General features: G+C 57.7%; 24 protein-coding genes and 3 pseudogenes. 7 read left to right on the top strand and 20 right to left on the bottom strand.

Annotated features, from left to right (window positions below; all coding sequences use genetic code 11):
• The first annotated feature begins 4 nt into the window (after positions 1 to 4).
• Positions 5 to 1,015, top strand: a complete 1,011-nt coding sequence (locus EDE09_RS16425) for a branched-chain amino acid ABC transporter permease (protein WP_245505167.1) — start codon at positions 5 to 7, stop codon at positions 1,013 to 1,015.
• A 178-nt stretch (positions 1,016 to 1,193) separates the two neighbouring features.
• Here EDE09_RS16425 and EDE09_RS16420 read toward each other — a convergent pair whose 3' ends face one another.
• A complete protein-coding gene (locus tag EDE09_RS16420) occupies positions 1,194 to 1,724 on the bottom strand; it encodes a hypothetical protein (protein ID WP_245505166.1) in 531 nt (176 codons plus the stop codon).
• Between the two features lies 1 nt (position 1,725).
• On the opposite strand from EDE09_RS16420, the pseudogene EDE09_RS16415 reads away from it, so the two are divergent.
• Together EDE09_RS16415 and EDE09_RS28215 are read left to right on the top strand one after the other, a co-directional pair.
• Positions 1,726 to 1,980, top strand: a pseudogene (locus EDE09_RS16415) (carbohydrate ABC transporter permease); the annotation flags it as partial.
• Between the two features lie 294 nt (positions 1,981 to 2,274).
• Positions 2,275 to 2,379, top strand: a pseudogene (locus tag EDE09_RS28215) (ATP-binding cassette domain-containing protein); the annotation flags it as partial.
• A gap of 58 nt (positions 2,380 to 2,437) precedes the next feature.
• Here the strand turns inward: EDE09_RS28215 and EDE09_RS16405 are convergent.
• The 14 genes from EDE09_RS16405 to EDE09_RS16340 all read right to left on the bottom strand — a co-directional run bounded on the left by EDE09_RS16405 (position 2,438) and on the right by EDE09_RS16340 (position 15,231).
• Positions 2,438 to 3,685: an MFS transporter gene (locus EDE09_RS16405; protein ID WP_245505177.1), complete on the bottom strand. Its 1,248-nt coding sequence runs from the start codon at positions 3,683 to 3,685 to the stop codon at positions 2,438 to 2,440.
• 81 nt (positions 3,686 to 3,766) lie between these two features.
• Complete coding sequence (locus EDE09_RS16400) at positions 3,767 to 4,567, bottom strand: xanthine dehydrogenase family protein subunit M (protein ID WP_132411756.1); 801 nt, start codon at positions 4,565 to 4,567, stop codon at positions 3,767 to 3,769.
• A gap of 16 nt (positions 4,568 to 4,583) precedes the next feature.
• Positions 4,584 to 5,072 (bottom strand): (2Fe-2S)-binding protein, encoded by a 489-nt coding sequence (locus EDE09_RS16395; RefSeq protein ID WP_132411754.1) that lies wholly within the window; start codon positions 5,070 to 5,072, stop codon positions 4,584 to 4,586.
• Between the two features lie 26 nt (positions 5,073 to 5,098).
• Positions 5,099 to 5,539 carry a carbon monoxide dehydrogenase subunit G gene (locus EDE09_RS16390; protein WP_132411752.1) on the bottom strand — a complete coding sequence of 147 codons (441 nt, stop codon included), beginning with the start codon at positions 5,537 to 5,539 and terminating at the stop codon, positions 5,099 to 5,101.
• On the bottom strand, positions 5,536 to 7,872 hold the full coding sequence (locus EDE09_RS16385; RefSeq protein ID WP_132411750.1) for a xanthine dehydrogenase family protein molybdopterin-binding subunit: 2,337 nt from the start codon (positions 7,870 to 7,872) through the stop codon (positions 5,536 to 5,538). The genes EDE09_RS16390 and EDE09_RS16385 overlap by 4 nt, the downstream gene beginning before the upstream one ends.
• Before the next feature lie 51 nt (positions 7,873 to 7,923).
• A complete protein-coding gene (locus EDE09_RS16380; RefSeq protein ID WP_132411748.1) occupies positions 7,924 to 8,700 on the bottom strand; it encodes an alpha/beta fold hydrolase in 777 nt (258 codons plus the stop codon).
• Positions 8,701 to 8,703: 3 nt separating this feature from the next.
• Entirely contained in the window at positions 8,704 to 9,828 is a 1,125-nt protein-coding gene (locus tag EDE09_RS16375) for an FAD-dependent monooxygenase (protein ID WP_132411746.1), read from the bottom strand.
• Positions 9,821 to 10,675 carry a 2,3-dihydroxyphenylpropionate 1,2-dioxygenase gene (locus EDE09_RS16370; protein ID WP_132411744.1) on the bottom strand — a complete coding sequence of 285 codons (855 nt, stop codon included), beginning with the start codon at positions 10,673 to 10,675 and terminating at the stop codon, positions 9,821 to 9,823. Before EDE09_RS16370 ends, EDE09_RS16375 begins: the two co-directional genes overlap by 8 nt.
• On the bottom strand, positions 10,663 to 10,974 hold the full coding sequence (locus tag EDE09_RS16365; protein ID WP_132411742.1) for a subunit of meta cleavage enzyme: 312 nt from the start codon (positions 10,972 to 10,974) through the stop codon (positions 10,663 to 10,665). The genes EDE09_RS16370 and EDE09_RS16365 overlap by 13 nt, the downstream gene beginning before the upstream one ends.
• Before the next feature lie 16 nt (positions 10,975 to 10,990).
• Positions 10,991 to 12,124: an alpha/beta hydrolase gene (locus EDE09_RS16360; RefSeq protein WP_245505165.1), complete on the bottom strand. Its 1,134-nt coding sequence runs from the start codon at positions 12,122 to 12,124 to the stop codon at positions 10,991 to 10,993.
• Between the two features lie 34 nt (positions 12,125 to 12,158).
• Entirely contained in the window at positions 12,159 to 13,004 is an 846-nt protein-coding gene (locus EDE09_RS16355; protein WP_132411738.1) for a 3-keto-5-aminohexanoate cleavage protein, read from the bottom strand.
• 180 nt (positions 13,005 to 13,184) lie between these two features.
• Positions 13,185 to 13,823: a TetR/AcrR family transcriptional regulator gene (locus EDE09_RS16350; protein ID WP_245505164.1), complete on the bottom strand. Its 639-nt coding sequence runs from the start codon at positions 13,821 to 13,823 to the stop codon at positions 13,185 to 13,187.
• 553 nt (positions 13,824 to 14,376) lie between these two features.
• Positions 14,377 to 14,850 carry a hypothetical protein gene (locus EDE09_RS16345; RefSeq protein WP_132411734.1) on the bottom strand — a complete coding sequence of 158 codons (474 nt, stop codon included), beginning with the start codon at positions 14,848 to 14,850 and terminating at the stop codon, positions 14,377 to 14,379.
• A 39-nt stretch (positions 14,851 to 14,889) separates the two neighbouring features.
• Positions 14,890 to 15,231, bottom strand: a complete 342-nt coding sequence (locus EDE09_RS16340) for a hypothetical protein (protein WP_132411732.1) — start codon at positions 15,229 to 15,231, stop codon at positions 14,890 to 14,892.
• 157 nt (positions 15,232 to 15,388) lie between these two features.
• Between EDE09_RS16340 and EDE09_RS16335 the strand changes: the two are divergent.
• Positions 15,389 to 15,530: pseudogene (locus EDE09_RS16335) on the top strand (IS3 family transposase); the annotation flags it as partial.
• 908 nt (positions 15,531 to 16,438) lie between these two features.
• Here the strand turns inward: EDE09_RS16335 and EDE09_RS16330 are convergent.
• Positions 16,439 to 16,798: a hypothetical protein gene (locus EDE09_RS16330; protein WP_132411730.1), complete on the bottom strand. Its 360-nt coding sequence runs from the start codon at positions 16,796 to 16,798 to the stop codon at positions 16,439 to 16,441.
• Positions 16,799 to 16,953: 155 nt separating this feature from the next.
• On the opposite strand from EDE09_RS16330, the gene EDE09_RS16325 reads away from it, so the two are divergent.
• Together EDE09_RS16325 and EDE09_RS16320 are read left to right on the top strand one after the other, a co-directional pair.
• Positions 16,954 to 17,385: a hypothetical protein gene (locus EDE09_RS16325; protein ID WP_132411728.1), complete on the top strand. Its 432-nt coding sequence runs from the start codon at positions 16,954 to 16,956 to the stop codon at positions 17,383 to 17,385.
• Positions 17,386 to 17,483: 98 nt separating this feature from the next.
• The gene (locus EDE09_RS16320; protein WP_165924197.1) at positions 17,484 to 17,951 is read left to right on the top strand and encodes a DUF4375 domain-containing protein; all 468 of its coding nucleotides are present in this window, start codon (positions 17,484 to 17,486) and stop codon (positions 17,949 to 17,951) included.
• 92 nt (positions 17,952 to 18,043) lie between these two features.
• Here the strand turns inward: EDE09_RS16320 and EDE09_RS16315 are convergent, their stop codons facing one another.
• Positions 18,044 to 18,460 carry a hypothetical protein gene (locus EDE09_RS16315; protein WP_132411724.1) on the bottom strand — a complete coding sequence of 139 codons (417 nt, stop codon included), beginning with the start codon at positions 18,458 to 18,460 and terminating at the stop codon, positions 18,044 to 18,046.
• A 442-nt stretch (positions 18,461 to 18,902) separates the two neighbouring features.
• Here EDE09_RS16315 and EDE09_RS16310 point away from each other — a divergent pair, with 442 nt between their 5' ends.
• Positions 18,903 to 19,871, top strand: coding sequence for a calcium-binding protein (locus EDE09_RS16310; protein WP_132411722.1), 969 nt, complete (start codon positions 18,903 to 18,905; stop codon positions 19,869 to 19,871).
• 43 nt (positions 19,872 to 19,914) lie between these two features.
• Here the strand turns inward: EDE09_RS16310 and EDE09_RS16305 are convergent, their stop codons facing one another.
• From EDE09_RS16305 to EDE09_RS16295, 3 genes are all read right to left on the bottom strand, one after another.
• Positions 19,915 to 21,024: a hypothetical protein gene (locus EDE09_RS16305; protein WP_132411720.1), complete on the bottom strand. Its 1,110-nt coding sequence runs from the start codon at positions 21,022 to 21,024 to the stop codon at positions 19,915 to 19,917.
• A 368-nt stretch (positions 21,025 to 21,392) separates the two neighbouring features.
• Positions 21,393 to 21,779 (bottom strand): transposase, encoded by a 387-nt coding sequence (locus tag EDE09_RS16300; protein WP_132411718.1) that lies wholly within the window; start codon positions 21,777 to 21,779, stop codon positions 21,393 to 21,395.
• 79 nt (positions 21,780 to 21,858) lie between these two features.
• Positions 21,859 to 22,356 carry an N-terminal phage integrase SAM-like domain-containing protein gene (locus EDE09_RS16295; protein ID WP_245505181.1) on the bottom strand — a complete coding sequence of 166 codons (498 nt, stop codon included), beginning with the start codon at positions 22,354 to 22,356 and terminating at the stop codon, positions 21,859 to 21,861.
• Positions 22,357 to 22,547: the final 191 nt, after the last annotated feature.

Below are 22,547 nucleotides of genomic sequence, written 5' to 3'. Positions count from 1 at the left end.
AGACTTGACCTCACCTAACATCCTCGTGCACCGGCACACGCGATCCAGCCGCATCGCCATCGCTGTTGCCCTGCTACTTGTCCTTGCGATTCCCACCATGCCCTTCTGGGCGTCGAGTGGTCACATCAGACTGATCATCGAACTTTCCTGCCTGATCGCCATCGCTCAAATGTGGAACCTGCTGGCGGGCTACGGCGGCATGGTCTCCGTCGGGCAGCAGGCCTTTATCGGTGCAGGCGGCTATTCGCTCTTTGTGCTGTCGATGTATGGCGGCTTGAATCCCTTCCTCGCGGTACCCTTGGCCGTAATCCTCCCCGCCCTGCTCGCCGCGCCCTCCTATCTGCTGCTGCGCAAGCTCGACGGCCCCTATTTCGCCATTGGTACCTGGGTTCTGGCGGAAGTCTTCAGGCTCGTGACCGGCAATCTCTCCGTGGTCAATGCCGGATCCGGCATGACCTTGCGGGCCATGGGCCAATTCACTGCGCACCAGCGGGAGATCGGCCTCACGATACTCTGCGCCCTGCTCCTGCTCGTCACGCTCGGAGGGACGTTCGTAATGCTACGTTCGCGGCTGGGGCTTGCCATGACGGCGATGCGTGACGATCCAGTGTCTGCGGCGAGCCAGGGGGTGAATGTCGGCCGGATCCGTTTCGGCATCTTCGTGGTCGCCGCCATGGGAACGGGGCTGGCGGGGGCAATCTACTACATGGCGCAGCTGCGCATTTCCCCCGGCAGCGGCTTCGACCCCTACTGGTCCTCGATCTGCATCTTCATCGTGATGGTCGGCGGCATCGGCCGCCTAGAAGGTCCGATCATTGGCGCGCTTCTCTACTTTTTCGCCACACGCCTCTTCGGCCACTACGGTGCAAGCTACATGATCGTGCTCGGCCTGCAGACGCTGCTCGTGGCCCTCTTTTCGCCAGGCGGTCTCTGGGAGCTGTTCAGAAAGTACCGCGACTGGCCCTGGTTCCCGGTGGGGCACATGCTGGCACACCAACACTCAGGTAACCGCTGAACGCATTCACTCCACATTTGCCCACCAATCGTTCCTTTGTGCCTAATCTGGCGCGCCTCTCATCGAATCTCGCAGGACTGCCTGGCCTCTTTCAAGCCATGCGTCGAGTGGAAGCGTTGTGCCGCCCGCTTTCGGCGGCAGATTTGTCCCCTGCGCCCGAACCTGGAACTGGCGGGCTCTACATCACCGCCTGTGCCTCGTAGACTTCGCGCGCCGGGAGGGGGAGTAAACGATAAGCCATTTCGGCCTTCAATTCCTCGTGGCGGGCGATCTCCTCGGGCGTCTTGTCCTTCTTGGCGCCGAGCGTGACGAATTCCTCCTTCATATGGCCCGGCTTGATCACCGCTTCGGCGGTGCGGCCGCGATATCTGAAGCGGAACACGTAAGGTCCGGGCGGGTCGGTGATGATGTCCTTGCCGCCGATCGACTTGTCGACGGTCAGCCGCCCCTCGGTCAGCGCCCGGGTCACCATTTCCAGAGCGTCACGTCCGCCGGGGCCGGAAAAAGCGGTCACGATCATCACCTCGCGCCGTTCCAGCGGCGTGTCGGACAACAGCGGAAACGCCGCCTGCATGGCTTTGAGCGCATGCGCGACACCACCGGGAAAGCCGCCGCCGTGACAGGCGTTGATGCCTGTCGAAGGTGAAGCTGATCGGGTGGCCGTTGTCGAGTACGGTAATCTCGTTACTCTGTTTGTCTCGTAAGCCAACCGCTCGATTTTCCTACCTTTGCGCCTCCCGGCGCTCTCGATCGTCTCGCGTCTGATGGGTATCCAGACCTGGCCCCGGTACCTATAGCCGATATTACGCACACCCGATCTCGGTCGCGATCACCACCTTCTTCGGTCAGGACAGCATCTATTTGATGGCGCAATGGCAGCATCGGTTCTGATGATGATCCCGATCCTCTATCTCGTGTTTCGACGCTGGTTTGTGAGTTCCTTCGTGGGCTCGGAAGTGAAAGGTTGTTTGATGACAACGCATCCAAATCCCCCGCGCTTTCTGACGACTGAAGGGACATTCAGCGTGCTCCTTCTTGCCAGAAGCATAGTGCACGCATGGCTGGAAGCCGCGCACCAAGACAGACCGCCCGCGATACGGGTGGCGCCGGGGGCGCGGGAAATCGGACACCTGGCGGCACACACCAGCGAAGAATTCTCGGCGACTCCGCTTGAGAAAGATGCGTTAGTGGAGTTGGAGGGGAGGGGACAATGGCATCCGTACGATCGAACAGGTTCGCAAGCAGTATGGCACTGCGATGGTCCTTCCGGCTGCGGCAAGTCGACCCTCTTGCGCATGCTCCCGGGGATCGAGGACATCTACGGCGAAGAAATCCGCATCGACGCTCGCGTTGCCAATAGCATAGAGAATGCTCAAGTCAGGGATCATCCGCAATAGTCGGCTTGAGCACTCGCGCCTCCCGTTATTGTTTCCTTTTAGCGTGCTCCTTTAGCATTGCAAAAAGTAGCCCGCTGACCAGCAACGCGATGGCAAAGGCGGTGAGGCCGGGGCCATAGCTTTGCCAATATGCGCGGCTTAGCGGCAGCAGAGTTGCTCCCAAGGCCGCGCCCAGCTGGAACACGGCGAAGATCGTGCCATAGATACGCCCGAAAGCGGCGAGACCGAAATTGCGCTTGATGATGTAGCTGAGCACGTCGAACTCCGCCCCGTAGACCATGCCGATCAGGATGGCGGAGACAAAGACCAGAGGACCGACCTGTCCTGACCCATAGATAAGGCAGGCAATCGCACCTCCAACGCATACGGCACTCATCAGGCGCTTTGCTGACATATAGTCCAGGAGAACGCCCGTGAGGAACCGCCCGACAAGCACCGCAATGCCGAAAACGGATTGCACGACAGCGGCGTTTTGCGGCGTCAGGCCGCCATCGATCAAAAGCGAGATCTGGTTCGTGACAAGCCCGGTATTGACGAAGCCAAGCAGAAAAAAGGCGAGAGTCAGAACGATGAATTCGCGGGTTTTGACAAGGCTTTTGAAGTCCGTTGTCTCGCGCGATGCAGCGACGTTTCGGCTGCCGGCATCGGCCACAGCGGGTGCCTCACGCAAAAGCAGCGCGTTGATGGGCAGAACCAAGAGCGCAACAATGACACCAAGGCTAACATAGGCCCATTGCACCGACCCGTTGAAGATGACGAAGGTGATCAGCGGCGGCAACAGCGCGGCGCCCAAGCCAATGCCGCCATTGGCAATGCCAATGGCCAGCCCAAGTCGCCGTTCAAACCATGTGCTGACCACGCGCAGATAGGAGACAGGCCAGAGACCGATGCCCAGCAGGGGCAGAACCGCATACATGACGTAGAAGGCGGTGATATTGCCAGAAAGAAAATACATTCCCGCCAGGCCAAGCGCGAAAGTGACACTGGAGGCCAGAACGATGGGCCGCGTGCCAAAGCGATCGATCAAATAGCCCTGAATGGGGGAAATCACCATGATCATTAGCGACACGATGGTCGCTGCAAACAGAATGGACGGCTTCGACCAGCCGAAGGTGCGCGACAAAGGCTCCACGAAGACGCCGAACAGAAACAGCAGGATGGTACTGGGGCCGAAAACTAGCCCTACCGTGGCGGCTGCGGTGGCACCCACTGCCTGACGGCTGGTATCTTTCAACAGGGGAGCCCTTCCACTCCCCGGCGCGACTGCAATCATATTGTCGGTCATATTGTCTCCCTCCCGATGACAACTGATGAACTGGCAAACGGGCCGGCCAGTCCTGCGGCCTGTTTTGCGTCAAACCGTCAGGTAGACCGCCGCCCTCCGCGCCAGAACCCGGATCAGATTTTCGCGGTAGGCCCGTGACCCGAAACGATCCTCGAATATGTCGAGGTCATCGAAACGAAGGCTAGCGATTTCCGCCATCGGCGAGCCGGCGTCCAGCAAGCGCTCCAGGTCCTCACAACGAAAGGCCCCCTGCCCCGATGCGCCGGTAACCCCTGCCCGATACGCGCCGCTTATGCGGGAAAGAAAGACGCCCGCCATGGCATAGCCGGATGCCGGATGAGGGAACTTTTCATATCGTGCCGTGTCCGGCGCATCGAAGGTGATCGCGGTCACGAGTTCATGCTCGTCAAGCGTGGTTTCGAACATGCCAAGCAGGAAATCCTCAATAGCAATCGTGCGGGATTCGGTCTCAATGCTGGAATCAAGGGCAACCAACGCCGCCGGGTAATCTGCTGCCGGATCGTTATTAGCAAGCGAACCACCAATGGTGCCGCGATTGCGCACATGCCGGTCGCCGATCTGGCGGGCGAGATCGCAAAATGCCGGACAGATGGCTTGCAGGGCCGCATTATCGGCAATCCGCGCATGAGTGACGGCGGCACCGATGCGGACACGGCGAGCTTCAACGGTTATATCGTTCATGCCGGGAAGTGCCGTTACATCCAAAAGGTCGGACGGCAAGGTGAGACCGAGCTTTATCGAGGGCAGAAGGGTCATCCCGCCGGAGATATATTTTGCATCATCACAGGTCTTAAGTGCGTCGAGGCGCGCTTCATGCGAAAGGAGGCGGTGATAGGTGAAGGGTCTCATTCTCTTTCTCCGCTTGTCATTGTGCCGCCTGTCCGGGTGTCTCAAGGCAACCTGCCGCATCCAGAATGGCGGTGATGATGTTTTGATAGCCCGTGCAGCGACAGAGATTGCCCTTCAACGCATGTGCCACAGTCTCCCGCGTCAGCTTCCTGCCTTCCCGCGCGATGAGATCAATGGCCGTGATGACGAGGCCGGCGGTGCAATAACCGCACTGCAGCGCATGATGACGGTGGAAAGCATCCTGAACCGCATGAAGGGCCGCGCCGTTCGAAACACCCTCGATCGTCGTGATCGCTCTCCCATGCGCCTGCACGGCAAGCATGGTACAGGATTTGACAGTGTCGCCATCAACGGAAACCACGCAAGCGCCGCACTGGGTGGTATCGCAACCGATATGAGTTCCCGTCAGCCCCAGGTCTTCCCGCAGGAAGGAGACAAGCAGCCGATGATCCTCACAGGAGCGCCGAACGGTCTTGCCATTGATGGAGAGTTCAATGTCAGTCATGGATTCTCCTCCTCCCGCTGCCGTTCTCACGCCGCCGTGGCGATGTCCGAAATGCGGTCAAAGAATTGCTGGGATAGCTTGCGGGATGTGGATTCGATCAGTCGCCCGCCAAGTTGAGCAAGCTTGCCGCCCACGCTGGCATCGACCGTGTAATGCACCACGGTGCCACCCTCTTCTTCCTGCAAACGAACATTGGCGCCGCCTTTGGCAAAGCCCGCTATTCCGCCATTTCCCTCACCGGCAATCCGATAGCTTTCCGGTGCCTGCACATCGAGAAGCTGCACGCGACCACTGAACCGGGCCTTCACAGGGCCAATCGAAACAGTGACCGTTGCCGTATAACCCTCGTTGACTGCCTCAAGCGTCTGGCAGCCTGGAATAGCCTGACGTAGCACTTCAGGGTCGTTGATCAACGCCCAGACCTGCGCGCGGGGACGCGGCACGAAGAAACTTCCTTCAAGCTTCACGATTGCATTCCTTTCATTTCGGCCCCATGCAGGGCATCCCAAAGACGGCCAGCAGTAACTGGCATCTGGAGATCGGTAACGCCGAGCGGGCGGACTGCATCGAGAATGGCGTTGATGATAGCGGCAGGCGTTCCAATGGTGCCGGACTCGCCTATGCCCTTCACGCCCAGCACGTTTGAGGCGCTGGGGATTTCAATAAGTTTCGACTGGATGAACGGCATATGCTCGGCGCGGGGCAGGCAGTAATCCATCAACGAGCCGGTCGTGAGCTGACCGGCTTCATCATAGACCATCTCCTCATAGAGCGCCTGACCGATGCCCTGCGCGCAGCCGCCATGGATCTGCCCCTCGCAGATCATCGGATTAAGCGCCCGCCCCACATCATCGACACAGCTAAAGCGGTCGATGCGGATCTCGCCTGTCTCCGGCGTCACCTCGACTTCGCACACCTGGCAGCCGTTTGGAAAATTCGGTTGCGCACCCGGTTTGCCCGCCGAAGTGCCTTCTCCGTAAAGGCCCAGCGAAAAGCGCATGACCGGACCAGCGGGCAGGTAGAAGAACCGCGCCACATCCTTGAGCGAGATCGTCTGGTTGGAGGTGCGAGTGCGAAACAGCCCATCGGCAAACTCAATATCGCTTTCCTCCACCTTCAGAAGGACGGCAGCCATTTTCGAGGCCTTGAAAATGAGGTCGTCGGCTGCCTTGCGCAGTGCGGTGCCACCCAGCATGGAACTGCGGGCTGCAAACGTGCCACGGCCTATCAGCACCTTGTCCGTATCGCCCTGCACAAAGCGAATGTCCTTCATGTCGAGCGAAAGCCACTCAGATACAAGCTGGCTGAACACGGTGGCGTGCCCCTGGCCGTGCGAATGGGTTCCTGCAAGGATCGTCAGCGTGCCGGACGGTTCGAAACGGATCTCCATGCGCTCGTTCATGACGCCCGCCACCTCGATGTAAGAGGTGATCGAGCGGCCTCGCAGACGGCCCGCGTTTTCGCTTTTCGCGCGGCGAGCGGCAAAGCCATTCCAATCGGCAAGCGCGGCGCATTCATTAGCAAGACGCGGAAAATCGCCGCTGTCATAGGTCAAGCCAGCGCAGTTGGCATAGGGCATCTGCTGCGGCGACACATAGTTGCGCACCCGGATCTCGCGAGGATCAAGCCTGAGCGTCGAGGCCGCCTCATCCATCAACCTTTCGATGACAAACGCCGCTTCCGGCCTGCCCGCGCCACGGTAGACGGAGAGCGGCGCGATATTGGTGAAAACAGCATTGGTCTCCAGATCGACCGTGGGAATATCGTAGGTGCCCGGAAGGAGCTGCATGGAGAAGAAGAGCGGCGGCGTGGCCGTGCCCCAGAAATAGGCACCCAGATTGTGATAGGCGCGGACGCGAAGCCCAAGGATACGGCCCGTGGCATCGAGTGCCATTTCGGCATGCGCAGTCTGGCCGCGCCCTTGCGTATCCGTCTGCATCGCTTCGCTACGCGTCGCGACCCACTTAACCGGCCGACCCACACGCCGCGACGCCCAAAGAACCAGCCCGTCTTCAGGATGCATATGCGCCTTGAGGCCGAAGCCGCCGCCAACATCAGGAGAGATAACGCGCAACGCGGATTCGGGAACGTTCAACACGGTGGCGGCAAGCACGCGTCGAAAACCGTGCGGATCCTGCGAGCTGGTATGCAGCGTATAGTGATCTTCACCTGCGGTATAATCACCGATGCAGCCACGCGGCTCCAGCGAAAACGGCGCGACACGGGGACTGACGAAGCGACGGCTGACGATGACATGCGCCGCCTCGAAAGCCTTCGCCGTCTGCCCGGCGTCGCCGAATTTCAACGTGACTGAGCGGTTTCCAGTCGGGCAATCCTCCCACAGAATCGGCGCTTCGGGGTCCAGTGCTGCTTGCGCGTCCACCACGGCGGGGCGCTCTGCATAATCCACCATCACTGCATCGGCACCAGCGCGGGCCTGATCCGCCGTTTCGGCAATGACCATGGCAACGCGCTCGCCAACGAAGCGGACCCGGTCCTTCACCAGCAAGGGTCGCATGGTGGCATAACCGGCCGGACCGCCCCAGAGTTCGGGCATAAAAAATGGCGGCACACTACCGAGCCCATCCGCCTCAACATCATGCCCCGTCAGCACCGCCAGAATGCCGGGCATCGCCTCAGCTTCACTGACATCGATGGACAGGATATCGGCATGGGCATGCGGAGAAAGCACCATGGCCGCATGACATTGGCGCGGCAGCGTAATGTCATCGACATAGCGCCCCTGCCCCGTCAGAAAGCGTCGATCTTCTATCCGCAATGCGGGTTTAGCGATCGTCATGATTTGTTATCCTCCCTCTCCTGCCCGTATCCGTATGCCCGCCTCGTTGCGTCAAGGCTCCCGGATCGAGCGGGCGAGAACAGCGTTGACTGCCTCCGCCTGCTCGAAGAGCGGAATGTGGGCGGCTCCCGGAATGATCGTGAACCCGGAACCGGCAATAGCATCCGCCAGCGCTTTCCCCGCCGCAGGCGGTGTTGCTTCATCCAGCTCTCCCACCGCGACTGAGACCGGCATGGTGAGGCGTGCAGCGTGTTGACGGCAATCGGCAATGGCGAGCGCATCGCAACCGGCGGCATAACCTTCCGAGGACATACGTGAGAGCATGGTAGCGAGCCCTCGGCCAAAGGGTGTCTCAACGGCTTGCGGCGTAATCCACCGCGCCAGGACGCCACCGGCGATGGAAGCCAAGCCCTCGGCCCTGATCTTTGCCGCCCGGTCCTTCCACATTTGCGGGGCTAGGCTGACGATATTGCTATCGAACATGGTCAGCGTCTGCACACGCTCCGGCAGTCTGGCTGCAACACATTGCGCCACCATACCGCCGATGGAGATGCCGGCCAGATGAAAGCGTTCCACGCCAAGTTCCAGCAACAGGGCGACAATATCGTCTGCAATTACCTCGATTGTAACCGGGGTTCGGGAAAGGTCGCTGAGGCCGTGGCCGCGAAAATCCGGACAGATCACAAAATGCGTGCGACTGAAGGCGCGCACCTGCTCCTGCCAGACATCGTGTGAGGTACCGAGCGAATGGAGCAGAACCAATGCCGGATCATGTTCGCTACCGTGGAGCGCGACATGAAGAGTGTGGTCGTTGATACTGAGGAACATTGGCTAGAACTCCTCGTTCAGCGCTGCAAGCGCCTTTTCCACAACGGCGGTCTGGGCTTGCGGGGCGGCGCGTTCACGTTCGAGTCGGCTGATTTCCAGCGAGGAATCGACCACCAGCTTGCAGCGAGCGTAGCGGCGCTGCATGAAGCTCCGAAGTGCGGCGGGAACATGGGTCTGTCGAGCGATTTCCTCGCCCAGCACCAGCCCGTCCTCGATGCCCATTCCTGCACCGGAGGCCAGTTGCGGCGTGGTGGCATGTGCCGCGTCACCTATCAGCACCGTGTTTGACCGCACCCAGGTTTCACCGGCCAGAACCGTTTCCAGCGGGCGGCAGATGATATTGGAGCGTTCATTCAAACCATCGGCGACCTCGCGCAGAATGCCGCCATAGCTCTGCAACAGGTCACGAAGCACCACATGCTGATCTACCTCGTTGCGCCAGACCGGCTCCGGCTGGGCTTCCAGATAGAACATGTACATCTGGTCCGGCGCGACCGGATTGAGGCCGACCTTGGCGGAACCGCCCAGAAAGAAGGTACGCCGCACGATGGAAGGATGGCGCTCCATCATCAGCCGCCAGCACATTTGCCCAGCATAGCGCGGTACCGGCGCTGTCTCGAACATCTGCTGACGTGTGCGGGAATAGATACCATCGGCACCGACAACCAGATCGTAGGTCGCGGAGGCATCATTGCTGAAGCGCACGGTGGCAAGATCGCCGTGCCACACTATCGATTCCACCGTGACGCCGAGCATGACTATCGGGTTCAAGGCCAGCAGGCGCTCGGACATGATGCGGTGAAGCACTGGCCGCAAAATACCACCAGCGGTTGGAATGTCGCCAAGGCCATCATTGCGTGTGTCGATACTGAACAGCGGCTTGCCATCGGCAGAGCAGATATCGATTCCATCCGCCGTATAGCCATGTTCAAGCACCGCATCGAGAATGCCGAGCATGCCCATGGCCCTCAGCGTTGGCCCGGTGATGGTGATGCCCGCCCCATAGACCCGCCATTGCGGGTCCTGGTCGCAGAGATCAACCGTCAGGCCTGCCTCGCGAAGCGCGATGCCCGCCGACATGCCGGCAATACCGCCGCCAATGATGAGGGCCTTGCGTGTTTCAGCCATGGTTGCCCGTCGCCGCTGCGAGTTCGCTCTGGCCGAAATGACCGATGCCGATACCGGTGTACCAATCATTGACGGCGCGATAATAGGCGCGACGGAACGGCAGGCCGCCTGCGGCACCCATGGCTGCCATCCACATGCGGATTTCTTCCGCACCGTTGCCCGCAGTGTGTACCTGTTCGGTGGCATATTTGACCACGGCATCAGGATCGCCCGCTTCGAAAAGCTGGAGCAGATTCTCGTCGAATTCCCGGTTGACCATGCCCATGCGCGGGGTAGCAATATCGTGGCTGATGCCGCCGGTTGCCAGAATAGCCACGCGCTCTACACCATCGTAACGGCGGACGGCATCGCCGAGGAACTTGCCGAACTGGTAGCAGCGGCGCATGGTGGGCATAGGCGGCTGCACGCAATTGAACAGGATCGGAACGATGGGCAGATCCGGGTCAAGTCCTGCCAGCTCAAGAGGCGTCAACGAGCCATGATCCAGCACCATTTCCATGGAGAAGGAAGGATCGAAATCTGCCTGCAAGGCTTCCTGCAGCAGATAGGCACCGAAGGCTTGATTTCCCGCAAAAACCCGCCGCTTTGCTTTCAACCAATGTTCGATGGGACTTTCGTAGCTTTCACCCACGCCGATGCACAAAGCCGGGAAGTTATTGAGGAAAAAGTTGTGCAGATGGTCGTTCGACAAAACCACCAGCGCATTCGGTTTTCCGGCTTCGAAATCGCGGCCCATGGCTTCATAGGCCCCGAAGATCTCGTTGCGCAGATCCGCCGGAATACGATCCGGAAAATTCAGCATGACGGGCGTGTGGCTTGCCGCGTAGATTCCGGTCAGTTCAGCCATTTGTCGTCTCCTTCTTTCATCAGGCTGCGCAGGGCGGCAAGCGATACATCTTCTGGAATGCGCACGCCGATGCAGTGGGCGCGCAGCAGGTAGGGGTTGACACCGGCCTCATAGAGACCGGCCACGTCATTGCCGGTGATCATCGCCGCCATTTCAGGAGTCAGCTTGAAGCGCGCCAGATAAGCTTGAGCATCCGCATTATACGCGGCCAGATCATCGGGCTTGTGGTGGAGTTCGTAGAGAACCTTATCCAGCAGATAGGCCTCCGTGGTTGGCATCATCAGCCGCCAATTGCTCATGGCAGTCTCCCTCCCATCATTTCAGGTAGTTGCCGACCCACGAAACAATCGTGGGTACCGTGTGCGGGCCAAAGCCCATGTGACCGCCCGGAAACAGGCGAACGGATTTCGGGCTGCCGTGCTCCAGAAGCAGGTGGATGTCGGCAATCGGGCACTGCTTGTCTTCCCTGCCATTCACCAACAGAAGCGGTGCGCAGGGTTGCGAAAGAAGGCCCTGATCCAGCAGCGAAAGAACCCGGAAGCCTTCCACATATTCGGCGTCGTTCTGTGCCCCCAGCATGCGGCTACGGGTTTCGACCAGTTCCATCAGGTAGCTATCCGGGTAGCGGGAGGCCTCGATCCATTCCGGCTGGAACATGTAATGCACGCCGCCGCCCCAATTGACCGCGCAGCGCAGCTTTTCCGACATCAGATGGGCAAGCTTGGTGGCCCAATGACCGCCGAAGGAACGCCCGATCAGCGCAATACGGCTTCCATCGAGATCTGCCGCCTGCATGACCCAATCGATAACCGGCACGAATTGAATCTCACCATCGCGATGCGCCTTGATCGGCGATTGCCCCGTGCCGACATTGTCCATGGCAATGGTTGCTATGCCGCAGGAGACGAGCTGGTTGGAAAGCTCGGTCATCTCCTCCTTCCAGGCATCAACACCGCCCCACATAATGACCACCGGCGGCTTTTCGACCCCCTTCGGCTTGCGGAGGTAGAAGCGGATCTCGTTGGAAAGCGCATCCGGCGCATCGAAGGGAAGGCTGACCGGCGTGATCGGCGGATCGGCAAGTGCGCCGAACCTGGCATAGGCCTCCAACTCAAGCCGATAGCTTTCCTCCTTGTCCGGATGGTTCGGGCAGGGAAAGCGGCCGAGGAAATAGAAGCCGTAAGCCTGATAATAAGCGTTGCGCGCCGCGACCCCATCACCAGAGGCGGTCGCGGCGTCGGCCTTTGCCATGTACATGTTGCCTGTCGCAATCCAGGCCTTAGCCCAGAGCGCGCCATCCAACCCTTCCAGCCGATCGATGGCTTCCATCGTGGCCTGCGGATCGGTCAACCCAAGCGGATGGACCCGCCTGGCAACACGATCACGCATCCAGACCTTTGCGTCCTCCAGAGATCTTGGTCCTGTCAATTCGCCAGCAGGTGCCGACATCAGCATTCTCCATCATTGTGTCCGGTCGTGTCGATCACCAGACCGCCTCCAGCGCCGCGCGCTGCGTTTCCGCTGTTTCAATCTTTCGCCCCAGCAGGCGCAGGCTTTCCCGTACCGGCGCTATCAGTGCGGCATTGTTCGCCGCCACCGTGCCGTCCGGCAAAAGAAGGTTGTTTTCGAAGCCAAGGCGCACATGGCCACCCATAAGGGCCGCGGCGACGGCGCAGGCCGCCTCGTCCTTTCCGAAAGCGCACATGCTCCAATGGGCGAAGAAAGGCGCCACCTTCAGGAACTCCTGAAGATCCGCCGAGCTGGATTGCTGATGCGTCGTGTATCGCCCCAGCACGAAAAGCACCGGGATATCCTCTGACGGAATAAGCCCGCGCCGACGCATATCCTGCAGGCGCTCGACATCGCCGTGATCGTAAAGAATGATCTGGGGCGTGATGCGCACGCGCCGCATCCATTCGAGCACCGCTGCAAAATCACCCTCATAAGACGCGTCCGGCACGATTTCGCGCAGCGCCATCGAACAGGCTTCTGGCTGCAGCATCCGGATCAGGTCGATTTGCTCGGGCGGCATAAAAAGACCAAGCGCCTCTGTCGTCACCTGAACGATCAGCCGATCCGATACCAGCGCTCGAATTGCCCCGATGGCTGCACGATAGCGTTCGACATCAAGGCAATGGCGCCCGTCCCCGTCGCGCACATGCACATGGATCATGCTGGCGCCCGCTTCGAGGCAATCAGCCGCGCAGCCTGCCAGTTCCGCGGGCGAGAGCGGCAAAGCCGGGTGATCGGCCTTCAACCGGCGGCCACCATTGGGCGCAATAGCAATCGCCACGCCGCGCTCACGCGCGGATGTGTTCAATGCACTCATTCATATCCTCCCGATGGAACACGCCTCCAGTGTTCCCGCGCCGGCCGCTTCTTGCCTAGCGGCCGCCTCAATCACCGACCTTTCCTCGGAAAATTGAGCATGATCAAAAATTACACAAGGCAGTTATCATGTCAATTTGATCATGCTCACTTTTTTTCAGATTGAGACAAGAATCGGACGCTAGGCCGAAAGCTCAAGCGCGGAGGCGTGTGGAGAGAGGCCTTTCAACACGAGTTCGATCTGCCGCCTCAGCCTGTCTGTGCCCTTATCGAGATCCGGATCGTCCTCAGACAACCAGATCCGCAGGTCCACTTGATAAATTGCAAATACCGCCTGCGCGATGAGTTCCGGTGCTTCGGTTGACTTAATGATGCCCTTATCCAGCGCTTCCGTGATCAGGTCGATCAGCAGGTGGCGAAGGGCGTGCCTCGTTCGGTTGAAGCGTTCCGCCTGCTTGCCGGACTGATAAAAATACATTTCTCGCAGTGCGGCCCGCGAGATCACCGGATTTTCGGCGAAGTACCGGTAGTGACGGCGAAGGATAATCAGCAGATTATGCAGCAGGGAGTAATCGGGGCTGATCGTTGCGCGAGACTCTGAAATACAGGCTTCCAGCCCATCATTGACGATCAAAAACAAAAGGTCGCGTTTCGTTTCCGCATAAACAAACACGGTCCCCATGCCTACCCCTGCCAGGCTGGCAATCTCGCGCGTCGTGGTGTCATCGAAACCTTTTGAAAGGAAAAGACTGAAGGCAGCTTCTTTGATGCGTAGAAGTTTGTCTTTCTTATTTTTTTCCCGCAACCCAACCTTATTCATCCGTCCTCCGATACCAAACATTGCCAGCCGGCCGCTCAGCGTTAGCGAAATCGGACTTGCTGGTGAACGTCGACAACAGGAGCCGACAAGTCGTCTCTAGAATGAATAGATTCGCCACGCCAACTTGGCTAGCCCCGCACCGTAACCGGGGTGGTACTCAGCGATGTCAGCCTCTGACTTGAAGGGCGCGCCAATCGCACCGGTTGCTGGAGGGATACCAACTGGCGGCGCGTCTCCAACCCGACACAGGGGATCGGCCGCGCATCAAATAATCGGATCCGCGGCGGTGCTAGGGGTATGCGATGGTACTTTTTGCGAGCGCAATGCGGATTCGACCGACCTTTGCGATGGAGAATGCGGCGGAATGCAATGGCTTGCGTGTGTCTCGCTTAAGCCGGCTTATCTCATTCCCGAAGGAACCGCCGCGGCATCCACCCACACTACAAGTCGACGACACGTTCATAGCGTTCAAGCCGGTGGACTGACGGATCGCATGGAGGTGGATATAGGATTTCCAGTCACCGTTCGCCTCCGCAGCCAACCAGTCTTTTAATTACTCCGGGACACCATTCGGAAAAATCGCCCGCACGTCGGAAGAGCGGTAGGTTTTTGAACCACACTCCTCGGCAAAGGCAAAATATTCCTTGAAAAACTTGGTCCTGAGCAGCAAGAACTCGCGAGTGTTCTTCATCAAATTATTTTGTTCGGCAACCGACCTTTCAATCTCGTCCAACTGCCTGTCCAAATCATCTTTCGGGGCGCTTTTTTCACGCTGCTGCTTGTTGATGACACCGGATGATTCTTCGACAGCCAAGGTCGCACGTTTCACACCCAGATGCAGGCGCTGCCTTTCCACCGCAGCGTATCTATTGAAGCAGGCCAGCAGCTCTTTCGAGGTAAGAACCGGCGACCGACCGTCAGCGAACTCGGATGGCACGCCAAACGGAAGCAAATCTTTCGAGAGGGAGAAGCAATCCGAGTTTAGGTCTGTGGAAAGTAAGGCAAAAATCAAAAGCGGCCCAAGCAAGCTTCACCTCAAGTTTCGAACCGGCAAGCGGTCTTGTCTCTATATGTCCAGCAAGCTGGCGTCGAACCACACGTCTTCATAATCTGGTGCGATTAAAAACCGCCATCCAGGAGGAAGCCCTAGATAAGGTACAACAGCCGGGCAACTCATTGACAAATGAGACACATGCATCGGCTTGAAGAAATCCGCGTCCTCAGGAGGAAAATCTCGCCCGCCCCAAATGTACCAGCCGCAGGTGCCATTCTCCGGCGGATGCCTCAGGCCGTTTAGCGGCTGCTCGCCCTGCAGTGCGCCTTCAGAGATGCCCAGTTTCGAAGACGGTTCAGCAACGCTAAATTCGACATTGTGGCGTAGACATACCTCAACTTGATCTTGATCCACGGCTTGCTCCCTGATCGTTGGAGCGTAAGCAAAGGCTAGATCGGGAGCAAGAGGCGTGAATTGGGCTTTAGACCCGGAACGAGCCAGCTACTTAAATCCAAAGCAGGCGGAAACTTTGCGCCGATGTGGACAATGCCGCGATGGAAAGCTCGTCCCATCGCTCAAAACAGAAAGGACGGCATGCAAGGTCTACAGGGCCCGAGACAATAAAAAAGGCCGACGTGTTCGATTACATTGAGCGCTTCTACATCCGAAGTGTCGGCATTTCGACACTCGGTTATCTTAGCCCGATGGATTGAAAACAAGGTGGGATCAGCTTAGCTCGGTGTCCCAAAACCGGCAGCAGGCAGAGCGCTTGCAGAAGCTAAACAGGTGGTATGGTTGCCGCGTTCATGACCAGCTTTGGTGTGGACGAGAGACTTCTGCCGAATTTCGCCACTACCTGGCATTGCGGTCTTCTTGTTACTGTGCAGCTAAAGCAAAAGGTGTAGAGCGATGAGTAGCAAATGGCAGTCAGAGCAAGTTTGGCGTGACGCACTTTTGTCGGCTCGCGAGCAACTGCGTAGCATGAAAATAAAAGGAGAAGGTGCCCAGCGAATTTCCCGGCAGCGTAGACAGGTCGAGCGTATTCGATCCGCTGGACTTCCAACCTGGCAGGAGAGAATTGAATGGGGAGGGTTTAAATTTCCTCCTTCTTCGGACTAGGAGATCGGACTACCGTCTGTACCCTTCGACCTTTATTCCCAGCTCGGTTTCGATGAGAGGGAATTGGCCTAGTAAAGCTATAGCCCTACGGAACGCATCCAGCTCTTGGACAACCTGTCGTGCGGCAAGCTTGTTTGGTTTTGGCCAAGAGGCGACAGCCGGTATTTCAAGCCATTCGATGGCGCGTAGCTCCACCGGACCGTATTCGCAACTGTCTATATAGGCCGTCGGACACCGAAGCGCATCCTGGCCCGGAAGCCGCATCACGCGGACTTCTGGAACATCCAGAAACTTCACAAGCATCTGGATTTCTGCGGTTGAGACTTTGGCCCATGCTTTGAGCACCTTGCGCCATTTGGTGTCTGACATCAAGGCGACAGAAAACTCACGCCTAGCTCGGCGCGAGATACATTGCAGTTCTGGTGAATGAGCGCTCATATCAAAGCAATGTGCATGACAAAAGAAGGCTCGGCAAGGCGGATGTCCTATGAGCCATTTGCAGTCATCGGTCCCAGTCGTAAACCTCGCCACAGGCGGAACCGCCGCGCTCCTCGGCAACACGCCAACCCAACCACGTGGGCTCTTCTATCAAACCCCGAGCTGTCAACGCTCGAAAAATATCTCGCGCCAGTTCCTCTGGTTTGGGAACGAGGTCACTATCACTCACGAAGCAATCCAGCCCTCCGTGGGGAAAGTATCCTTCGGGTGGAATTCTCGCTTGGGTGACGAAGAATCGGGGAACCCCCTTCGACAAAGAGCCCCCATGCTTGTTTGTCTTGATATGGTAGATGCGGCCCGAACTGAAGTCCTCGTTGGCCGACCATTCGACGTAAAAATTATCGGACAACTCCAGGTCGATCATTCGGGTTCCTTAGTGAGCAGAATAGCGGATGCCTCTCCCAGTAATCAACAGCTCCGAAAGCTGAGCGTGAGTGTTTCGGGGCTGAAGCATTCAAGATACAGAGGCGGTGGCTGCTGCCCTTTACACCCTTTCCGCCAATATGTGATGCCAGCTTGATGACGAGATCGCCTGAGATATCACTGCCCGAAAAACTACGGGAAAATGGTCGCCTGCGCGGAAATGAGTGGGCATGGCCGGTTTGTGACATCCCTGCCGTTATCGAAGCAGCGCGGCTCGCTGGCCTGGTGAGCATTGGTGGGCAATTGCAGTTCCGATTCCCCGAGGCTACCTGTGAGCTTTATTGGATAGGGGTCGATACCTTCCCATTCATTTCATCTGACCTCGCATGGCGTGAACGGGTCGAGAAAACAGCAGTCGTCGCTCTGTCGCAGTTTCGAGCGCTGCAGAAGGATTGCGATTTCCTTGCTGAAGGCCAGTCCAGCTTCGGCCAACACCTGGATTCTTACAGAGCCGGCGGCGGCGATCCACGCGACGCAATGTGCTTCGTTTGGTATCTTGAGGCTACCGGAGATTTGGAACAGGTCTAGTCCCGCGCTTCAGATGCATGTGGGGGCAGCTTGGGGTCAGGTGTGGACGGACATTTCAAATAGAGGTTAACGATGGGAACCCGTTTTCTGGAAGCGCGATGACAACGACCTACGATGATCTTGGTTCACTCGATGATTGGCTTTTACGGCAAGCCATAGAACAGGCCGAGCATGGGATTTCCATAGAAGATCAGCTCATCCCGCAGACGGTTCTTCGCCTCGGCCAGCCTCATGTATATCTCTACGCCACCGTCATCTTCGACGGCGAGGTTGCAAACGGCGGCCTCCAGCAGTTCTTCGATAATTCCTCCGGTGCTCTGGCTCCGACTGTTCGTGATGCGCTGCAGGAAATGCGCTTGCCCAAATACGCAGCTACCATCGGGCAGATCATCGGGGGATTCGGGGAGCAATTTCCTCGCAATCAAAATGATCGGATGGATCAAGTCGACCGCGATCCAAGGCTCCAGATCATGCTGGACACCGGCTCCGATTCCATCGACGTTTGGAGCAAAGAATACATTCTGGCGCGCGAAACCTATGCGAGGAAGAACCGCTTATTGAAGTGATTTGCTCACCGGTATGTCGAAGCCCCGTTGCAGCCCCAGGCAGGGATCGGTCCCAGGGCGGGCTAGACACGCCTCACGCCTCAACCATACGTCTAAGAAACCCAGGAGAAGGAAGGTTCGTCTGGCGAAATGACGTCGAGGCAGTTTCCTCCGGTGACAAATCGATAATGTGTCGATCCTGGCCGCACGACTGCGAGAACCTCGCGCTGCGCTGCCCGGAATGGGCTCCCCTCCACCCGATAAGCGAAGTAGTTGGGCACATGTCCAACCGTCTTTTGCCCGTGCTCCTCCAGCGGCAGATGGACGTCATCGATGACGTGGAAGATGTCGACGTGATGAAAGAATACTCTCAATAAGTGGTCTTCTCCGCTGACCGTGAAGTAGGCTTCCAATTCACTAGCTCCGACGTCTGAGAGCGGCGACGGCAACCGCACCACCTGCATCGTCAGCCACACCGCCTCGTTTGACAAGGCGGCCCCGAAGGGGTCTTTTGATATCCAAATGGTCAAGGCCAGAGCCTACGAAGAAGGCGAGATGGAGTTCGTGAAATCTCCGTCCGGCTGGAATGCGAAGCGCTATCGGGCGATCAAGCAGGAAGCGCGGTAGCTTCCCAGATTTGATCCGGGCAAATTTTCAAAATAACAGATCGGTATCAAATACTTGCATGGAACCCCCAATTATCGGGGTTGCAACCCTCATCTTTTCCCGCGATGGTCATCCATCACTCGCTAAGCGAATGGCGTTTGTAATTCTTATATCAAGTCATCTCACAGCATTTGGATCACGTCCCGCCCAAGCGATTTCAAACCACAAGCTCGACATCTTCAGTGCGGCTCACCGTCTCTGCGAAGGGCTGACCGCGCTTCTGGTGCAGTCAACACGTCGGTTTGCAATCGACCGCTCAATGACTAGCCGGATAGATATCCACCAAGCACATTTGAGGAGAAAGAAATGCCAACATTCATTACCCCTTACTGGCAGTATGGCAGCAATGGCGACTACGCTCCCGACGCGTTCGTAGGTACCAGCGAAAACGACACATTCCAGCTTGGTGGAAGTGAGGCTGGCACCTCAGGCGGCATCCGCAACGGCTGGGATACGTTCAGCGGTGGCTTTGGCACGGACCGAATTTATATTGCCCCGAAGTCCGGCTTTTCCTGGACTGCGGCGTATATTGACACAAACGGGCTGGACAGCGTGGAGAGAATTGAGTTCCACGACTCGCTGTCTGTGCGTCCGGTCTATTTTCAAAGCAGCGTGAATTTCTCGAGCGTGACATACATGAGCTTGAACACCAAGGTCTACGGGAGCGGGTTCAGCGATACCTTCTTCGGGGGCAGCCTCGGTGAGTACGTGGAAGGAGATGCCGGTAACGATACGCTCTACGGAAACGGCGGCAACGACAACCTTTATGGTGACACCACCTCGAATAACCCCAATCCGGCCCAAAGGAACCCGATCGGTCATGACAACCTGTACGGCGGAAATGGCGACGATTTCCTTTATGGTCAGTGGGGCAACGACAGGCTTTGGGGTGAAGCCGGCAATGATCGGCTCGACGGTGATGTCGGCGCAGACGAATTGCGCGGCGGGCTTGGCAACGACGAACTCTTCGGCGGCGTGAGTTCTGACCTACTCGATGGGGGTGCCGGCATCAACCACATATGGGGCGGCGTGAGCACTGAGCTCGATACCTTCCAATTCACATCCACCACGGATCAAAGCGTCATTGAAGACTATGAAATCGGTGAGGATCTGCGTTTCAGTCTGGCTATTGCTGACGATCTTAGTGATCTGACATTCTCGGATGACGTCAACGGAAATGCCCACATCACCGTGGGCTCCGTGGATATCACCTTTACCGGTATTTCATCCGCATCGATCGCCACATCTGATATCTTCTTCGGTGCCTACTCATAAGCAAGGGTGAAGAGCCCCGCTTCCCGGAGGAAACGGGGTTCTCTCAGTGTTCGCCATAAGCCCGTGCAGCGGGGTTTACATCAGCCGGGACGAGATCGATGGTGGTCCCATCCGCAAAGGAAAGGCTGAGTTCGCCCTTGGAGAGATTAACGGTAATGCGGTCACTTTCGCTACCGGCAAAGCTGATCGTCGCCGTCGTGCCATCAAACTCGACTTTGGTTTTGTCGGACGTGATCCCAGGCTCGAAAGCCAATAATGCCGAGCCGCGGATCTTGATGCTGTCCGCGCCATCACCGACCCCGTAACGCATCGTCGCGCTGCCGTTGATGCTGATCTTGTCGTCGCCGCGGCCGGCATGAATCTGGTTACCGTCACGCCGGGCATCAATAAAATCATTGCCATCCCCAGCGTCGATCAAGCTGCTTTCAGCTTCGATACGATCATCCCCGGCGCCGGATTCGATCATAGAGTGTCCGCTCTGAATCCAGTCTTTGCCACTTCCCGACTTGATGTTGTTTTCAAAGCCCCCGAAAATCATGTTGTCGCCATCGCCCGCGTCAATGGTGTTCTGCCCGAAGGCCTGGATCAAATCATTCCCCGCCCCTGCCACGATCGTGTTATCGAAATTGGCGGAGATCTTGTTATCGCCGTCACCGGCATTGATTGAATTTCCGGTATTCGAGGAGATCACATCGTTACCGGCGCCGCTTCTGATCGTGTTTTCCGAATTGCTGAAAACGCTGTCGTCGCCATCCCCAGTATCGATGTCGTTGCTGGAATTCGCCCAGACCACATCGTTCCCCGCACCGGAGCGGACTCCGTTGGAGGAATTCACCAGGATCTGGTCGTTACCCTTACCGCTCTGAATCAGGCTATCTGAGCCACCCCAGATGGTATTGTTGCCATCACCGGCATCGATCGTGGCCTTCCCGCCACTTTGGATGTGGTCGTCCTGATCAGTACCTTTGAAGTTCTCACCCCTGTTTAAAATAATCCTGGTGATGGCATCGAGAGCTGCTAGAGAAGTTGCCGATCCGTCAGAGACTGCGGGCGGCTGGGCGACGGGCGATGATGTTTCCGTCGTATTCGGTTGCGCCATGCTTTTCAGGATGGTCAATGCCGCTGCATTCCCAATCGAGCTGATCGATGTCATGAAAAATGACCTTTACCAAACGATGTTTTGGAGTTTTCAAGAGGGCACTTAAGCTTGGCATCATGCCTCGCGCAGGAAGCTACAGCCTGCATGGATGCAACCTAGATGTTGCATGGTTAACGAATGGATAAGGTGCGATTATAAGTTGTAGGATGCGAAGGGGATACAATGCGAATATCCGTCACCTCGGCCTCTTTCCCAGCTCGGGCACTGGTTGGCTTTCGGAACTCCCCTAATACAGTTCATCGAGCTTCTACCGCTTACGATAATAGACATTCCACGCATACTTAATATAAACAATCACGGTGACCGGATCGCGGCAGCCCTAAAAGCGTAAGGCCCTAGATCATATTGTTTCGATGGAAAGATCATGCCGGAACCGCGCAGGCACGCGCGACAGCGGCGATCCTGGCGGCAGACGCGCCTTCTTCAAGACGTATCGTGACCGCACCGACGATGATCTCGGGACGGCTTGTCTTTTTGAACGGAGATTCCGAAATAGGTGGCTCGACAATCAGCGCTGCGAACTCCACCGCATTCTCGGGTGCAGGCAGAACCAGCTTGCCCTGCCGCGCCATTGTGCGCCAGGTGGAAAGGTGGTTCGGCTTCAATCCGTGGCGCTCTGCGACCTCGTTAACCATCGCCCCTGGCCGAAGGCTCTCCGAAACGATCTGCGCCTTCATCTCGTCCGGCCAATGCCGATGGACCTCACGTCCAGACTTCCTGGTCGTGAGAACCTCCAATGTACTCTCCATGGAGAAACTCCCATTGCTCGTCCATGGATAGGCGATCACAGATCAGAGCGGCGAGCACAACGTGGGGGTGGAACACCGGTTACGCCTTTCCGAGGGCACGGTACTCTTTTGCATCGAGGCGCCGCGTTCTCTTTCCAACTGGCGGCCTCTTGATGCCGCGTGCCGGATTATGCGCGATAATTCCTTCTGAAACGGCGTAGGTCAGCACAGCGCTTAGGAGTGTCACAGCCTGCGAAGCCGTACCAGGGCCGCCTAGGACAATCGCCCTTCCCCTCACCTTGTCGGTCTTCTCGTTTATCGCCGTCTTGCCGATGGTAATATCCCGCATCATTTTCACCGTGTCGGCGGTAGTCAGGTCCCTTACCAGCTTAGTACCGATCAACGGGATGATATGCCGATTGATCCGGCCGCGATCGACATAAAGGGTGGATGCCTTTTTAGGTTTGCCCCGCCTGCCGAAAACAAGGCCCTTGTCGGCCGCGTCGAGATAGGCTCCGCATAGTTCCTTGACCGTTAGAGATTTGCGGCGGGTGGCACGATCTAATTGAGGATCGTCGCCACGGGCGACATCGCCCAAGACGACCTTCGCCTCCTTCCTGGCTTCCTCGACGGTCAGCGGGCCATGGACGCCGATCTTGAAGCGCCTAATCTGCTTACCGGATCGGTTCAAACAAGAGGAAGCACCAGAAAACCGGTTAGACCTGTTTTCCGATCCCAAGGGAAAACTATCGGGCATGCCGAATGCCCGCGGCGAACATGGTCGTCACG

Source organism: Neorhizobium sp. S3-V5DH, assembly GCF_004343065.1.
Classification (GTDB): domain Bacteria; phylum Pseudomonadota; class Alphaproteobacteria; order Rhizobiales; family Rhizobiaceae; genus Neorhizobium; species Neorhizobium huautlense.
The sequence above is the reverse complement of the archived record's forward strand: the minus strand, read 5'-3'. Positions and strand labels throughout refer to the sequence as shown.

Coding starts and splice junctions, on each gene's coding strand:
- EDE09_RS16405 (WP_245505177.1), bottom strand. CDS start 3,685: ATGATTGCAGTCGCGCCGGGGAGTGGAAGGGCTCCCCTGTTGAAAGAT.
- EDE09_RS16400 (WP_132411756.1), bottom strand. CDS start 4,567: ATGAGACCCTTCACCTATCACCGCCTCCTTTCGCATGAAGCGCGCCTC.
- EDE09_RS16395 (WP_132411754.1), bottom strand. CDS start 5,072: ATGACTGACATTGAACTCTCCATCAATGGCAAGACCGTTCGGCGCTCC.
- EDE09_RS16385 (WP_132411750.1), bottom strand. CDS start 7,872: ATGACGATCGCTAAACCCGCATTGCGGATAGAAGATCGACGCTTTCTG.
- EDE09_RS16380 (WP_132411748.1), bottom strand. CDS start 8,700: ATGTTCCTCAGTATCAACGACCACACTCTTCATGTCGCGCTCCACGGT.
- EDE09_RS16375 (WP_132411746.1), bottom strand. CDS start 9,828: ATGGCTGAAACACGCAAGGCCCTCATCATTGGCGGCGGTATTGCCGGC.
- EDE09_RS16370 (WP_132411744.1), bottom strand. CDS start 10,675: ATGGCTGAACTGACCGGAATCTACGCGGCAAGCCACACGCCCGTCATG.
- EDE09_RS16365 (WP_132411742.1), bottom strand. CDS start 10,974: ATGAGCAATTGGCGGCTGATGATGCCAACCACGGAGGCCTATCTGCTG.
- EDE09_RS16360 (WP_245505165.1), bottom strand. CDS start 12,124: ATGTCGGCACCTGCTGGCGAATTGACAGGACCAAGATCTCTGGAGGAC.
- EDE09_RS16355 (WP_132411738.1), bottom strand. CDS start 13,004: ATGAGTGCATTGAACACATCCGCGCGTGAGCGCGGCGTGGCGATTGCT.
- EDE09_RS16350 (WP_245505164.1), bottom strand. CDS start 13,823: ATGAATAAGGTTGGGTTGCGGGAAAAAAATAAGAAAGACAAACTTCTA.
- EDE09_RS16330 (WP_132411730.1), bottom strand. CDS start 16,798: ATGATCGACCTGGAGTTGTCCGATAATTTTTACGTCGAATGGTCGGCC.
- EDE09_RS16325 (WP_132411728.1), top strand. CDS start 16,954: ATGACGAGATCGCCTGAGATATCACTGCCCGAAAAACTACGGGAAAAT.
- EDE09_RS16320 (WP_165924197.1), top strand. CDS start 17,484: ATGACAACGACCTACGATGATCTTGGTTCACTCGATGATTGGCTTTTA.
- EDE09_RS16310 (WP_132411722.1), top strand. CDS start 18,903: ATGCCAACATTCATTACCCCTTACTGGCAGTATGGCAGCAATGGCGAC.
- EDE09_RS16305 (WP_132411720.1), bottom strand. CDS start 21,024: ATGACATCGATCAGCTCGATTGGGAATGCAGCGGCATTGACCATCCTG.
- EDE09_RS16300 (WP_132411718.1), bottom strand. CDS start 21,779: ATGGAGAGTACATTGGAGGTTCTCACGACCAGGAAGTCTGGACGTGAG.